At 62.1% G+C, this 15037-nt stretch carries 12 protein-coding genes; 2 read left to right on the forward strand and 10 right to left on the reverse strand.

The window, feature by feature from the left end; translation table 11 throughout:
* Positions 1–133 precede the first annotated feature (133 nt).
* A complete protein-coding gene (gene aroA, locus BXU06_RS10980) occupies positions 134–1426 on the forward strand; it encodes a 3-phosphoshikimate 1-carboxyvinyltransferase (RefSeq protein ID WP_077299490.1) in 1293 nt (430 codons plus the stop codon).
* Between the two features lie 101 nt (positions 1427–1527).
* On the opposite strand, the gene ispH is transcribed toward aroA, so the two are convergent.
* The 8 genes from ispH to BXU06_RS11020 form a co-directional block, all read right to left on the reverse strand.
* Positions 1528–2475 carry a 4-hydroxy-3-methylbut-2-enyl diphosphate reductase gene (ispH, locus tag BXU06_RS10985; RefSeq protein ID WP_077299492.1) on the reverse strand — a complete coding sequence of 316 codons (948 nt, stop codon included), beginning with the start codon at positions 2473–2475 and terminating at the stop codon, positions 1528–1530.
* Entirely contained in the window at positions 2472–2954 is a 483-nt protein-coding gene (gene lspA, locus BXU06_RS10990; RefSeq protein ID WP_171982197.1) for a signal peptidase II, read from the reverse strand. The genes ispH and lspA overlap by 4 nt, the downstream gene beginning before the upstream one ends.
* Positions 2947–5817, reverse strand: coding sequence for an isoleucine--tRNA ligase (ileS, locus tag BXU06_RS10995; RefSeq protein WP_077299496.1), 2871 nt, complete (start codon positions 5815–5817; stop codon positions 2947–2949). The genes lspA and ileS overlap by 8 nt, the downstream gene beginning before the upstream one ends.
* Positions 5814–6746 carry a bifunctional riboflavin kinase/FAD synthetase gene (locus BXU06_RS11000; protein WP_077299498.1) on the reverse strand — a complete coding sequence of 311 codons (933 nt, stop codon included), beginning with the start codon at positions 6744–6746 and terminating at the stop codon, positions 5814–5816. Before BXU06_RS11000 ends, ileS begins: the two co-directional genes overlap by 4 nt.
* A 126-nt stretch (positions 6747–6872) precedes the next feature.
* On the reverse strand, positions 6873–7511 hold the full coding sequence (locus BXU06_RS11005) for an OmpA family protein (protein ID WP_077302822.1): 639 nt from the start codon (positions 7509–7511) through the stop codon (positions 6873–6875).
* 223 nt (positions 7512–7734) lie between these two features.
* Complete coding sequence (locus BXU06_RS11010; RefSeq protein WP_150125178.1) at positions 7735–8220, reverse strand: DUF934 domain-containing protein; 486 nt, start codon at positions 8218–8220, stop codon at positions 7735–7737.
* Positions 8201–9865, reverse strand: a complete 1665-nt coding sequence (locus BXU06_RS11015) for a nitrite/sulfite reductase (protein WP_077299500.1) — start codon at positions 9863–9865, stop codon at positions 8201–8203. The genes BXU06_RS11010 and BXU06_RS11015 overlap by 20 nt, the downstream gene beginning before the upstream one ends.
* Positions 9866–9901: 36 nt before the next feature.
* Positions 9902–10609: a phosphoadenylyl-sulfate reductase gene (locus tag BXU06_RS11020; protein WP_077299502.1), complete on the reverse strand. Its 708-nt coding sequence runs from the start codon at positions 10607–10609 to the stop codon at positions 9902–9904.
* 271 nt (positions 10610–10880) lie between these two features.
* Between BXU06_RS11020 and cysB the strand changes: the two genes are divergently transcribed.
* A complete protein-coding gene (gene cysB, locus BXU06_RS11025) occupies positions 10881–11816 on the forward strand; it encodes an HTH-type transcriptional regulator CysB (protein WP_077299504.1) in 936 nt (311 codons plus the stop codon).
* Positions 11817–11878: 62 nt separating this feature from the next.
* Here cysB and BXU06_RS11030 read toward each other — a convergent pair whose 3' ends face one another.
* Positions 11879–13693, reverse strand: a complete 1815-nt coding sequence (locus BXU06_RS11030) for a calcium-binding protein (RefSeq protein ID WP_077299506.1) — start codon at positions 13691–13693, stop codon at positions 11879–11881.
* A gap of 486 nt (positions 13694–14179) precedes the next feature.
* The gene (gene cobA / locus BXU06_RS11035; RefSeq protein WP_077299508.1) at positions 14180–14998 is read right to left on the reverse strand and encodes a uroporphyrinogen-III C-methyltransferase; all 819 of its coding nucleotides are present in this window, start codon (positions 14996–14998) and stop codon (positions 14180–14182) included.
* Positions 14999–15037 lie beyond the last annotated feature (39 nt).

Below are 15037 nucleotides of genomic sequence, written 5' to 3' on the forward strand. Positions count from 1 at the left end.
ATCCTGGCCACCCCCTGCCAAACGGCGCACTTTGTGGTAGCGTGCTGGCTGCATCCGCCTGTCCTGAAATGTCGCCACCTGAGTGGCCCGGCCTGGCGGTGTGCGCCGACCCTTTGACCTTGCCGGATAGTGTATGGAATACCTCGACCTCGCCCCGATTGCCCGCACCGAAGGCAGCATTGTGCTGCCTGGCTCGAAAAGCATTTCCAACCGTACCTTGCTGCTGGCCGCGCTGGCCCAGGGGGTGACCGACGTGCTGGGCCTGCTGGATTCTGACGATGTGACGGTGATGCTGGCCGCGCTGGACCAGTTGGGCGTGCGCGTCCAGCGCCATGGCGACAGCCGCGACTTTACCGTCAGCGGCGTGGCTGGGCCGTTTCCGGTGAAAGCCGGCAATTTCTTTCTGGGCAACGCCGGCACCGCGTTTCGCCCGCTGACCGCTGCGCTGGCGCTGTCGGGTGGCGACTATCAGTTATCCGGCGTGCCGCGCATGCACGAACGCCCGATTGGCGACCTGATTGACGCGCTGCGCGGGCTGGGCGCGCAGGTGACTTACACCGGCAACCCCGGCTACCCCCCCCTGACGCTGGCCCCCACCGCCGCCAATGGCGCTGACCGGGTGGCAGTGCGTGGCGATGTATCCAGCCAGTTTCTCACCGCGCTGCTGATGGCCCTGCCGCTGACTGGCCGGCGCGTTACCGTGGAAGTGATTGGCGAATTGATCTCCAAGCCGTATATCGACATCACCCTGAACCTGATGGCGCGCTTTGGCGTGCGGGTCGAGCGCGACGGCTGGGCGGCGTTCACCGTGGATGGCAGCCAGCGCTACCACAGCCCCGGCGCGATTCATGTGGAAGGCGACGCCTCCAGCGCCTCGTATTTTCTGGCCGCCGGTGCGCTCGGGCGTGGCCCGGTGCGGGTGGAAGGCGTGGGCAGCAGCAGCATTCAGGGCGATGTACGCTTTGCCGACGCGCTGGCTGCCATTGGTGCCGACATCCGCTGGGGCGACAACTGGATTGAAGCACGTGGCACGGGCCGGGTGAAAGCCTTTGACGCCGATTTCAACCACATCCCCGACGCCGCGATGACCCTGGCGGTGGCCGCGCTGGCCGCCGATGGCCGTTCGGTGCTGCGCAATATCGGTAGCTGGCGGGTGAAGGAAACCGACCGCATCGCCGCCATGGCCACCGAGCTGCGCAAGGTGGGCGCAGAGGTGGAAGAAGGCGACGACTGGCTGGCCATCACCCCGCCAGCGCAGCTGACGCCCAACGCCGCCATCGACACCTACGACGACCACCGCATGGCCATGTGTTTCTCACTGGTGGCGCTGCTGGGTGTACCGGTGCGCATCAACGACCCGAAATGTGTGGGCAAGACTTTCCCTGGCTATTTTCAGGCGTTTGCCGGCATCTGCCAGCCGGCCTGAGCCGGCAGCGCTTGCAAAGACACCTGCGTTGCTTAGGTGTTACATCCCATACCATGGGATGGTATGGGATGCCCTCACACACATGCAAGCAAGCGGGCGTCCTACTCCTCTTCCCGCTCGCGCAGCCCCGGCGGCAGGGAAAAGCGCACATGCTCTTCCACCCCATCCAGCTCCTGCACGCTGCTGGCACCGAGTTCGCCAATGCGGGCAATCACCGAACGCACCAGCACGTCGGGGGCGGAGGCACCGGCGGTAACCCCCACCTGGCGGGCGTGGGCAAACCAGTCGGGGTTCAGTTCGGCGGCGTTGTCCACCATGTACGCGGTCACCCCGCGCAGCGCCGCCACTTCGCGCAGGCGATTGGAGTTGGAGCTGTTGGGCGAGCCCACCACGATGACCAGATCGCACTGCTCGGTCAGCGCCTTGACCGCGTCCTGGCGATTTTGCGTGGCGTAGCAGATATCGTCCTTTTTTGGACCGTGGATGGCCGGAAAGCGTTCGCGCAGCGCGGCAATGATGTCGCGGGTTTCGTCCACCGACAGCGTGGTTTGCGACACATAGGCCAGCGCGTCGGGGTTACGCACATTCAGGCGGTCAACGTCGGCCACGGTTTCCACCAGATGCATGCCGTCAGGCGACTGGCCCATGGTGCCTTCCACCTCGGGGTGGCCGGCGTGGCCAATCATGACGATTTCCTGGCCGGCATCGCGCATCTTGCGCACTTCCACATGCACCTTGGTCACCAGCGGACAGGTGGCGTCGAACACGCGCAGGCCACGGCTTTCTGCTTCGGCACGCACCGACAGTGGCACACCGTGGGCAGAATAGATCAGCGTGCTGCCTGGCGGCACGTCGCTCAGTTCCTCGATAAAGATCGCGCCCTGCTCACGCAGATTGTTCACCACAAATTTGTTGTGTACCACTTCGTGGCGCACGTAAATCGGCGCGCCAAACTGGGCCAGCGCGCGTTCGACGATGGCAATCGCCCGATCCACTCCGGCGCAAAAACCACGCGGGTTGGCGAGCAATACTTGAATGGGCTGGCTCATGCCGGTTTCCTTGAGGCAGGTTGACGAAAGCTGTCCAGCACCATCAGCGCCGCGCCGGCACAGATGGCGCTGTCGGCAATATTGAATGCCGGCCAGTAGTACGCCTGGTAATACACCTGGATGAAGTCGATCACATGGCCGTGGATCAGCCGGTCGATCACATTGCCCAGCGCGCCGCCGATGATCAGCGCGCTGGCCAGGTTCATCAGCCCGCTTTGCGCGCCACGCACCATCTGCCAGCCCAGCCAGCCAGAGACAGCAAACGCCAGACCGGTGAAGAAAAACTTCTGCCAGCCGCCGGCATCGGCCAGAAAACTGAACGCCGCGCCGGGGTTGTAGGCCAGCACAAAGTTGAGCAGGCCGGGGATCACCTCGCGGATTTCCCCGTACTGGTAAGCGCTGTTGAAGTAGGTTTTGCTCCATTGGTCGAGCACGATGACCAGCGCCGACAGGGCAAACCAGCGCGCCACTTTATGCATGAACCCGCGCCTCACCATCGCCAAACAGATTGCTCACGCAGCGCCCGCACAGGGTGGGATGTTCGGCGTGGCTGCCCACGTCATCACGCCAGTGCCAGCAACGCTCGCACTTGTGTGCGCTGGCCGGGGTGACGGTGATGCTGGTCTGCTCGCCAGCGCTCAGCGTGACCTTGGACACAATCAGCACAAATTTCAGGTCATCCCCCAGCGCGGTCAGCAGCGGATACAGGGCGGCGTCGGCCACGATGCTGACTTCCGCCTGCAGCGACGAGCCCAGCGCATTGGCCACCCGCTGGTCTTCAATCAGCTTGTTGACGTTGGCGCGCAGGGTGCGCAGGGTATCCCAGCGCGCCAGCAGCGCATCTTGCCCGGCCACGTCCGGCAGGGTGTGCCAGGTGTGGAACAGCGCGCTGTCGTCCGCGTTGCCGGTAAACACCGCCCAGGCTTCGTCGCTGGTGAAGCACAGCATCGGCTGCAGCCACAGCAGCAGGGCGCGGGTGATATGCCACAACGCGGTCTGTGCCGAGCGGCGCGCCAGCGAATCAGCCGCCGTGGTGTACAGCCGATCTTTCAGGATATCCAGGTAGAACGCGCCCAGGTCATCCGAGCAGTAGGTGACGATTTCCTGCACCGCGTGGTGAAAGGCGTAGCGCGGGTAGAGGTCGCCCGTCAGCCGCTGCTGCAGCTGCTGCGCCTGGGCCAGTGCGTAGCGGTCGATGTCCACCATCTGCGCCACCGCCACGCCATCGCGGGCCAGGTCGAAGTCGGTCAGGTTGGCCAGCAAGAAGCGCAAGGTGTTGCGCAGGCGGCGATAGCTTTCGGTCACCCCCTTGAGGATGGTGTCGGAAATCGCCAGCTCGCCGGAATAATCGGTAGCCGCCACCCACAGGCGCAGGATATCTGCGCCCAGGGTGTCGTTGATCTTTTGCGGGGCAATCACATTGCCCACCGACTTGGACATCTTGCGCCCCTGGCCATCCACCACAAAGCCGTGGGTCAGCAGTTGGTCGTACGGCGCACGGCCCGTGGTGGCGCAGCCGGTCAGCAGCGAGCTCTGGAACCAGCCGCGATGCTGATCCGAGCCTTCCAGGTACAAATCCGCCGGCCATTTCAGCTCGTCGCGCTGACGCAGCACGGCGTAATGGGTGGAGCCGGAGTCAAACCACACGTCCAGGGTGTCGGTCAGCTTGCGGTACTGGCTGGCTTCGTCGCCCAGCAGTTCGGCGGCGTCGAGCTGGAACCAGGCTTCGATGCCTTCCTGCTCGATGCGCAGCGCCACTTGCTCCAGCAGTTCTGCCGAACGCGGATGCATGGCACCGGTTTCCTTGTGGACAAAGAAGGTCATCGGCACGCCCCAGTTGCGCTGGCGCGACACGCACCAGTCTGGGCGGTTGCCAATCATCGCTTCCAGCCGGGCGCGGCCCCAGGTCGGGAAAAACTGGGTGTGGTCAACGGCGCGCATGGCATTGGCGCGCAGGGTGATGCCATCCTGGCCAACGCTGTCCATGCCGATGAACCACTGGCTGGTGGCGCGGAAGATGATGGGGGTTTTATGCCGCCAGCAGTGCGGGTAGCTGTGCTTGAGCTTTTCGCTGGCCATCAGCGCGTGCTGGCTGCTCAGGGTGTCGATCACCTGCGGGTTGGCTTCCCACACCGACAAACCGGCAAACAGCGGCGTGCCAGAGATAAAGCGGCCATCGTCGCCCACCGGGTTGTCCACCGCCAGGCCGTACTTCAGCCCGGCATGGAAGTCTTCCAGACCATGCGCCGGCGCGGTATGCACCAGGCCAGTACCGGCGTCGGCACCGACGTGGTCGCCCAGAATCACCGGCACCTGGCGCGGCTGGAAGGGATGGTGCAGCGCCAGCAAGTCCAGCGCTTCGCCCTTGGCCTGGCCCAGCAATTGGGCACCATCGGCCAGTTCGTAGCGCTTGAGCGCACCTTCAGCCAGCTCGGCAGCCAGAATCAGCGCGCCACGGGCGGTGGCCCACAGTTGGTAGTCCAGATTCGGGTGTACCGCCACCGCCTGGTTGGCCGGCAGCGTCCATGGTGTGGTGGTCCAGATCACCGCGCGCGCGTCGCCCTCCAGCGCGGTCAGGCCAAAAGCCGCGGCCAGGCGGGCGGTGTCGGCCACCAGAAAGCCCACGTCAATCGCCGGCGAGGTTTTGTCCTCGTATTCCACTTCGGCTTCGGCCAGCGCCGAGCCGCAGTCGATACACCAGTGCACCGGCTTCTTGCCCTGTACCAGATAGCCGTTCTGGTGGATCTTGCCCAGCGTGCGCACAATGTCCGCTTCGGTGCGGTAGTTCATGGTCAGGTAGGGATTGTCCCAGTCGCCCAGCACGCCCAGACGGATAAAGTCGGCTTTCTGTCGTTCGATCTGCACTTTGGCGTAGGAGCGGCACAGCTTGCGGGTCACCGACGCCGGCAGGCGGGTTTCTTTCGGGTCCAGGCCATTTTCCTGACGATAGGCCACGATCAACTGGTGAATGCCCGGTGCGGCCTCAATGGCTTTTTTGTCGCCCTTGACCAGTTTTTCGATCTGGTGCTCGATGGGCAGGCCGTGGCAATCCCAGCCCGGCACATAGGGCGCGTCAAAGCCAGCCAGGGTTTTCGAGCGGACAATGATGTCCTTGAGGATTTTGTTGACGGCATGACCAATGTGAATATCGCCATTGGCGTAGGGCGGGCCGTCGTGCAGCACAAACTTGGGCCGGCCAGCGCAACGCTGGCGCAGCGCCTGGTAACGTTGGCCGGCTTGCCACTGCGCCACCCAGCCGGGTTCGCGCTTGGCCAGGTCGCCGCGCATCGGAAAGGCGGTGTCGAGCAGGTTGACGGCGTATTTTTTGGAGTCGGTGGTCATGCGGTAACTCTCTGCAAGGTCGATAGGTGGTGGCGGGCGGCGGCGGCGTCGGCGTCGATTTGCGCGGTCAGCGCGGCCAGCGAGTCAAAGCGTTGTTCATCGCGCAATTTGGCCAGAAAGCGTACCGAGATCAGCTGGCCGTACAGGTCGCCGGCAAAATCAAACAGATGCACTTCCAGCTTGTAGCTGTCGGTGGTGTCCACCGTGGGGTTTTTGCCCAGGCTGGCCACGCCGCCAAAGCGGCCCAGGGCGGTGTCCACTTCCACCACAAAAATTCCCGCCAGCGCCGGCTTGCGGTGTGGCAGATGCACATTGGCAGTAGGATAGCCCAGGGTGCGACCCAGTTTCTTGCCGTGCATCACCCGGCCAGTCAGTTGGTAATGCCGGCCCAGCAAGGCCTCGGCGTGGGCAAAATCCCCCGCTGCCAGCGCGGTGCGGATGCGCGAGCTGGACGCGCGTTCGCCATGCACGCTGATGGTGGGCATCGCCTCGGTGACAAACGCCGGACAGGCTTGCAAAGTGGAAAAATGGCCCTGGCGGCGCGCGCCAAACTGGAAATCATCGCCAATCAGCACGTAGCGGGCACCCAGCGCCGTCACCAGCACCTGGTCGATGAATGCCTGCGCCGACAAACCGGCAAAGCCACGGGTAAAGCGGTAAACGTAGAGTTGGTCCACCAGGCCGCTTTCCTGCAAATACAGCACTTTGTCGCGCAGGGTGGCCAGCCGGGCCGGCGGATTGTCGCGGGCAAACACTTCGCGCGGGTGGGGCTCGAAGGTGAGCAGGGCGGTGGGTAAACCGCGTGCGTTGGCGCGTTCACGCAGACAGTGCAGCATGGCCTGATGTCCGAGATGAACGCCGTCAAAATTGCCTATGGTCAGCGCACAGGCCGAAGGCCGGGCGGGTGAGGCACCAAAATGAACCTGCATCGCTCGAAATCGCTGGAAAACCTTGGATTCTAGCCGGTATCGTCGGGGAGCACCACCAGCGGCTGTGTGCTGGCAGGCAGAAAAAAACCCCGCGAAATCGCGGGGTTTTTTTGACGCGGGCAGAAATTACTTGGTGGTTTGACCCGTGATTTCCACATCCACGCGACGATCCGGCTCCAGGCAATCCTTCAGCTTGGCGTAGGACAGCTTCTTGGCCTTGCAGGTCTGGGTCATCTTGGTTTCGGTTTCGCCCTTGCCCACAGCGGTCACCTTGTCAGCCGGCACGCCATTGGCCACGAAGTAGGACTTCACGGTGTTGGCACGGCTTTCGGACAGCTTCTGGTTGTACTTGTCGGTACCCAGGTAGTCGGTGTGGCCTTCAACCACAACGCCTTGCAGGTTGGTGCCGTGTTGCTTGATCTTGGCGACAACCGGGTCCAGTTCGTTCTTGGCAGCCGAACGCAGGTTGGCCTTGTTGAAATCAAACAGAACCTTGGCGGACAGCGAGATGCGTTCCTTGGTGGTCACCGGAGCAGCAGCCGGCTTGGCAGCCACCGGAGCAGCAGCCACAGCGTCGCCGCATTCGGCCAGGCCATTCTTGGCCTTGTCGAAGTAGGTGGTTTTCCAGCATTCGCCGTAGTTGTTGCGGGTGACTGCGTCGGTGGATTGGTCCACCACATAGCCCGGCTTGGTGGCGTGAGCCTGAGCCGAGAACAGAGCGACGAGCAGCGCGCCAGCCAGACCGCTGAGTTTCAGTTTGTTCATGGTATTCATCCGTGTGCCTCTTTCGTTAGAGAGTGTATTAAGCAGATAGCATGTGTTGTGCGTGCCGCAAGCAACAGGAAACGGTGGCTCGCAGTTACCGGGAATATAGGTTTTTGACTATATATTGTCAATTCGGCCAGCATCCACAAGTGTGGCAAGCAAGCAACATGTGTCTGACTTGCCACAAAGATAACGCTATCGCCGCCATGTTGCAGCAGTGCTGTTACCGGGCATGCCGGAAAAGCGCCTGCTCACGAAGGAAAGTGACCTGGTAACCGGTGCTGAAGTCCTGCAATCCCGCGAGTTCCTGGGCAGGATTGCGGTCTTCTCGCACCGAAAATGCGTTAAAACCCACTTGTTCCATCGCGTACAGCTGGTCACGCAGCACATCGCCCACTGCGCGCAGCTCGCCGGCAAAACCGTAGCGTTCGCGCAACAGTCGGCCATTGCTGTAGCTGCGACCATCGACAAACTGCGGAAAATCCAGCGCAATCACTGGCAAATCAGCCATTGCGTCGGCCAGCTCTGCCGGATCGTCAGCCGGGGCTAACCATACGCCGAAATCGGCAGCAGCGCGACTGTCACGCTGCTGTTTCCAGTACGCCAGCGGCACAATCACCGGACCATCGGGCACGCCAGCCTCGACATCGCGCACCAGGGTCCAGCGGTCTTGTTCCAGCTGACGGTTTTTAATGAGCAGCTTGGCCATAAACCTTCTCCTTGAACGGGTCGATGCCGATACGGCGGGCGGTGTCGATAAAGCGCTCGTCGGCGTGGCGCTGGGCGAGATACACCGAGATGATTTTTTCAATCACATCCGGCATGGCGTCCTGGGCAAACGACGGGCCAATCACCTTGCCCAGGCTGGCGTGTTCGCCCTGGCTGCCGCCAATCGACACCTGGTACCACTCGCTACCCTGCTTGTCCACGCCCAGAATGCCGATATGGCCAATATGATGATGACCACAGGCGTTCATGCAGCCCGACATGTTCAGGTCCAGCTCGCCAATGTCGTGCTGATAGTCGAGGTCGTCAAAGCGCTTTTGCACCGCAGCAGCAATCGGAATGGACTTGGCATTGGCCAGCGAGCAGAAATCCCCGCCGGGGCAGCAGATGATGTCGGACAGCAGGCCGATATTCGGCGTGGCAAAGCCGGCAGCGCGGGCTTTTTCCCACAGCGCAAACAGATCGGTTTCGCGCACGTCGGCCAGAATCAGGTTTTGCTCATGCGACGCGCGCAGCTCGCCAAAGCTGTAGGCGTCGGCCCAGTCGGCCACCGCGTCCAGCTGGTCTGCCGTGGCGTCGCCCGGCGGCACGCCGGTGGCTTTCAACGACAGGGTGACAATCCGGTAGCCGGCCACCTTGTGCTCGCGGGTATTGCGCGCCACCCAGCGGGCAAACGCCGGCTCGGCGGCCAGTTGGGCAGTGTAGGCCGGGTCATTGCGGCTGAGGCTGGTGTCGTAGGCTGGCGCGGTAAAGAATTTGGCCATATGCTCAAACTCAGCCGCCGGCACGGTAGCCGGGCCATCCTTGAGATGCGACCATTCTTCTTCCACCTTGGCGGCAAAGCCGGCGGCAGTCATTGCCTTGACCAGAATCTTGATCCGCGCCTTGTACTTGTTGTCGCGGCGGCCAAAGCGGTTGTACACGCGCAGGATGGCATCCAGGTAGGTGAGCAGATGTCTGGCCGGCAGGAAGTCGCGAATCACGCTGCCAATGATCGGCGTGCGGCCCAGACCGCCCCCCACGATCACCCGAAAGCCAATTTCGCCATCGGCAGCACGCACGGCATGCAGGCCGATATCGTGCACCAGCGTGGCGGCGCGGTCTTCACGGGCACCGGACACGGCAATCTTGAACTTGCGCGGCAGGAAGGTGAATTCCGGGTGGAAGGTGCTCCACTGGCGAATGATTTCGCAATACGGGCGCGGGTCAATCAGCTCATCGCCCGCCACCCCGGCAAAGTGGTCAGAGGTGGTGTTGCGGATGCAGTTGCCCGAGGTCTGGATGGCGTGCATTTCCACTTCGGCCAGTTCGGCCAGAATATCGGGCACGGTTTCCAGCGCCGGCCAGTTGAACTGCAGGTTTTGCCGGGTGGTGAAATGGGCATAGCCACGGTCGTAAGTGCGGGCAATATGCGCGAGCTTGCGCAGCTGGCGCGAGGACAGCATGCCGTAGGGCACCGCCACGCGCAGCATCGGCGCATGGCGCTGCACATACAGGCCATTCATCAGCCGCAGCGGGCGGAATTCGTCTTCGGTCAGCTCGCCAGCTAGGTAGCGGCGGGTCTGGTCGCGGAACTGGGCGACCCGTTCGTTGACCAGGCGAAAGTCAACTTCGTCGTAACGATACATGGGGTATCTCGGGTAAGGGTAAAGGAGCGTGTCGGGTCAGCTGCCAGGGCGGCGCAGCGGCGAGGCCTTGATGTGCAGCCCGCATTCTTTGGAGTCCGGGTTTTCCCACCACCAGCGCCCGGCGCGCACATCCTCACCCACCGAAATGGCGCGGGTACAGGGCGCACAGCCGATGGACGGGTAGTGCTGGTCGTGCAGCGCGTTGTACGGCACGTCGTGGGCGCGCAGGTATTCCCACACGTCAGCTTCGGTCCATTCAATCAGCGGATTGAATTTCCACAGGCCGTTATCGGCGTCAAATTCGCCATCGCCCAGGTCCTGGCGGGTGGGCGACTGCTCGCGGCGCAGCCCGGTAATCCACGCCTGGCGGCCCGCCAGCGCCCGCTTGAGCGGCTCGATCTTGCGCACCGCACAGCAGCCCTTGCGCTGCTCCACCGACTGATAAAACCCATTGATGCCGTGCGCACGCACATACTGCTCGGTGGCGTCAGTCTGCGGAAAATACACGCTGACCGGATGACTGGGGTAGCGCTCGCCCACCTGTTGCAGCAGCGTGTAGGTTTCTGCCGGCAGTCGGCCTGTGTCCAGGCTGAAAATTTCGATGTCCAGGCCCAGCTTGGCAATCAGGTCGGTGAGGACCATGTCCTCCGCGCCCAGACTGTTGGCAAACACCGCCGGGCGGTAGTCACGGGCAATGCGCTCAAGCAGCTGCTCGGTCGCGGGAAGTTTGTCGGCATACGCCATGCGGGAAGCTCCGGAAGACAGGGGTCAACTAAGGGGGCTGGCCGGAGGGGCTCCGGGCTGGCTCAGCCATCACGGCCCACCCGGTTCGGGTCAGCAGACACGAAGGGGATTAGACCGAACCGGCATGTTACCCAAAGCACAAGCGTACGCAAAAGAATAATGTGTTAGGATTTAAGTGCAGCCGGTTATTTGCAAACCCCGTGCGCAAAAGGGGCGACGGCATTCCGCTGGTGCCTGCTGCTTTTCTCTCCATCACGACAGCCTGCCTACCATGAAACTGCAACAGCTCCGCTATCTGGTCGAAGTCGCCAAACAGGGTTTGAATGTTTCCGAAGCCGCCGAAACCCTGCATACCTCACAACCCGGCATCAGCAAGCAAATCCGCCTGCTGGAAGACGAACTGGGCATTCAGGTGTTCATTCGCAATGGCAAGCGCGTGGTGGCGGTGTCCGAGCCAGGCAAGCAGGTGCTGCGCATTGCCGAACGGATTTTGCGCGAAGCCAAAAATCTCAAGCGGGTGGGGGAAGAATTTGCCAGCGAGGCCGAAGGCAGCCTGATCATCGCCACCACCCACACCCAGGCGCGCTACGCGCTGCCGGACACGGTGAAGGCGTTTCGCGAACATTACCCGAATGTGCGCCTGCAGCTCAAGCAGGGCAACCCCACCCAGATCTGCGATATGGTGGTGGCCGGCGAAGCCGACTTTGCCATCGCCACCGAAGGCATCCTGCTTTATAAGGAACTGGCCGCCCTGCCCTGCCACAGCTGGAACCGCAGCGTGGTGGTGCCCGTTGGCCATCCGCTTGCCCAGCTGGATCGCCCCATCAGCCTGGCCGACATTGGCCAGTATCCGATTGTCACCTACGACACCGCGTTTACCGGACGCACCCGCATCAACCATGCCTTTGAACAGGCAGGCGTCACCCCCAATCTGGTGCTGACCGCCATTGATACCGACGTGATCAAAACCTACGTCAGCATTGGTCTGGGCGTGGGCATCATTGCCTCGATGGGCTTTGAACCGGAACGCGACAGCGAACTGGTGGCGCTGGACGCCAGCCATCTGTTTGAACCGTCGATTACCAAGATCGGCATCCGCAAGGACGCCTACCTGCGCGGCTTTGCCTATACCTTTATTGAACTGTTTGCCCCGTACCTGACCCGGCACAAAGTGGACGAAGCCATTCTGGCCGGACATCAGGGCTAAACCATCCTGCGCCGCGCCCCCCGGTGCGCAAGCAGCAAGGGGCGCGGCATAGCGGGTGACAATCAGGCAAAGCTGAAGTCAGCCAGGGTCAGCGTGGGCGCGCCGGAAAGCTTGATCGCCAGATTGGAACCCACCCAGGTCGGGTCTGCCGTGCTGTCCAGCACCAGATAGGTGTCGCCCTGCCAGACAAACTGGCTCAGCGCCGGCATGGTGTAGGTGGAGGTCTGATGGGTGGCGCGCGCCATCAGCGTGGACAGCGTGTCGCCCGCCTGCACCGCCAGGGTGTTGATCTGGCCAGGCAGAGACAAACCGGAACCCATGCTCAGACGAAGTGTGTCCACGCCGTGGGCAAAGTCGCTGATGATCAGCGCATTGCTGCCAGTGGCGTGGTCGCCACGGTAGCCCGCGTCAATCCAGAACACATCATTGCCGCCATTACCGGTCAGCGTGGCACCTTGCTGGTAGTCAATGCCGTTGCTTGGCGCAGCGGTAACGTGCAGCACGTCGTTACCGGCACCCCCTGTCAGTGGGCTGGCAGGGGCTGAGGTGGCAAAGTCGGCCAGGGTGAGGGTTTTGCTGCCGCTGAGCTTGAACGCCAGGTCGGTGCTGGCAAAGCTGCTGGTGGCGCTGCTGTCCAGCACGACATAGGTGTCGCCGTTCCAGACAAACTGGCTCAGCATCTGCGGCTGAACCGCAGTGGCCTGGTTGCTGGCCTGCGCCAGCAGGCTGGCCAGGGTATCGCCCGCCTGTACATTCAGCGTGGTCAGGCTGTTCAACCCGCTGCGCGACAGGTTGATCCAGTCTTGACCCTGGGTGAAGTCGGTGATGGTAATGCTGGCCGCGCCTGCGGTGTGGTCGCCGGCATAGGTGGCGGCAAAACGGAATTCATCACTGCCCGTGCCGCCGGTCAGCGTGGCACCAGTCTGCGCCACGCTGACTTGCAGCACGTCGTTGCCAGCGCCACCATTGAGCACATCCACCCCGCCACCGCCGTCCAGCAAGTTATTGCCACTGTTGCCGGTCAGGGTGTTGTTGTGGCTGTCGCCGTAGCCGTTGATATTCAGTGTGCCGCTCAGTTGCAGGTTTTCGATTTCTGCACTGGCCCAGGAGCTACCCACCTGATCGGGCCCCCGACCCAGACCGAACGATTCGTCCGAGATGATGGTGTCCACACCGCCATAATCAAGCACGATGTTGCTACCACCAGCCAGCACAAACACATCATCACCCACGCCACCCAGCAAAAAGTCGCCGCCGTTGGCGTACAGTGTATTGTTGCCGTTGCCGCCCTCCAGCTGGTCGCGCACGGTGTCCAGCAGGGTGTTGCTGGCATCGCCGGCATACAGCGTGTCGTTGCCATCGCCGCCCACCAGCGTGTCAGCGTCCTGGCCGCCGATCAGGAGGTTGTTGCCGGCATTGCCGATAAAGGTCTGGCTGCCGTAGCCGCCGACACCGGCAAGATTGGCCGAGCCTTGCAGTTCGATGCGTTCAATACCGCCGCTGATGAACGACCACGGCTGGGTGTTGTCCAGCGCAGCGCCCATGGCAATGGATACCGAAGTCTTGACCGTGTCCACGCTGCTGTCAGCGCCACTGTCCATGACGAGATTGTTGGCACCGGCCACCCAGAACGTATCTGCGCCGGCCCCTCCATTGGCCGTATCATTGCCATCCAGATACAGCACATCGTTGCCGCTGCCGGCATCCAGCCAGTCATTGCCACCCAGGCCGTTGAGCACATTGGCACCCGCATTGCCGGTGATCCGGTTGTTACCGGCATTGCCTGAACCATTGATATTGTCCGTGCCCAGCAAAACCAGATTGTCTTCGCTTGCGCCCAAGGTATAGCTGACGGTGCTGCTGATTGTTGTTGCCATGATTTTTCCTTTCAGTTTGCGGCCATGCAAAGCTCGCCCTGAAAAGTTAATCAAGAAAACACCAGTAGACAAGTGCAAACCCAACTTATGAAAAACGCAATATTAAATGCCAACACATCGATCAAACCAGACCATCAATCCCAAGTAAAATTACTGAGAATATTCTTGCCGCCCCGGGATATCCTCAACAGAAAAACTTGCCACCACCCCAATGATAAAATTAAAAAATAATTCAATAAAACAGTACTTTATAGCAAAATTTCCCATAAAAAACAGCGGCAATTTTTTCCATGGCAATTTTTTCCATGGCCACACTGGCAATGTTGGCGTTTCACAACAATTACCAAATGGTAACCATATGACCTAAAAAACCCCGAGCAATCCAGACTTGACTTCAGATGCCGCTCACACTAAACCCGCCAGAATCACGCCGATAGTTTTTCCCATCAGGCATGAATTGATAAAAACTGACACCTCTTCAATGCTTTACCCTTCCCCCCCAGCCCATGCAACCTGCAAGACATCATGCACCGCCACCACCGCACCAATCACCAGCAGCGCTGGCGGGGTAATGTCGCTCTCGGCAATCACCTGCGCCAGCTGATCCAGCCGGGTGCGCGTCACCCGCTGGCGTGGCGTGGTAGCGTGTTCAATCACCGCCACCGGGGTATCCGCCGCGCGGCCATGGGCCATCAACCCGGCGCTGATGGCCCCCGCTTCGTTCAGCCCCATGTACACCACCACGGTGGATTCGACGTGAGTGTGCCGGGTCCAGGCCAGATGGCTGGCGTCGGCACGGCGATGGCCGGTAACCAGGGTGCAACCCTGCGCGTAATCGCGATGGGTCAGCGGCAGATCGGCCATGGCCGCCGCGCCCAGCGCAGCGCTGATGCCGGGCACCACCTCGTAGTCAATTCCCGCCGCGTGCAACGCCAGCATTTCTTCCCCACCCCGGCCAAACAGCAACGGATCGCCCCCCTTGAGCCGCACCACACGCAGGCCGGCACGAGCGTAGCCAATCAATAACTGATGAATGCCCTCCTGGCTCAAGCTGTGCCGCCCGGCGCGCTTGCCCACGCACACCTGCTGCGCCTGCGCCGCCAGTTGCAGGATGTCGGTGCTGACCAGATGGTCGTAGCACACCACCTCGGCGCGGCGCAGGCGGTCCAGCGCGCGCAGGGTGAGCAGTTCCGGGTCGCCCGGCCCGGCTCCCACCAGGCTGACCCGTGTGGGTGTCGTGCCCGTGGCCGGGCCTGCCGGCAGGCCCGGCAGAGGAAAAAATCCAGCAGGAAAAGGCAGGTTCATGGTGGTCTCCGTCAACAGGCCCCCAGTGTAGGAATTCCC

The organism is Aquaspirillum sp. LM1, assembly GCF_002002905.1.
In the GTDB taxonomy this organism is placed as follows: Bacteria; Pseudomonadota; Gammaproteobacteria; order Burkholderiales; family Aquaspirillaceae; genus Rivihabitans.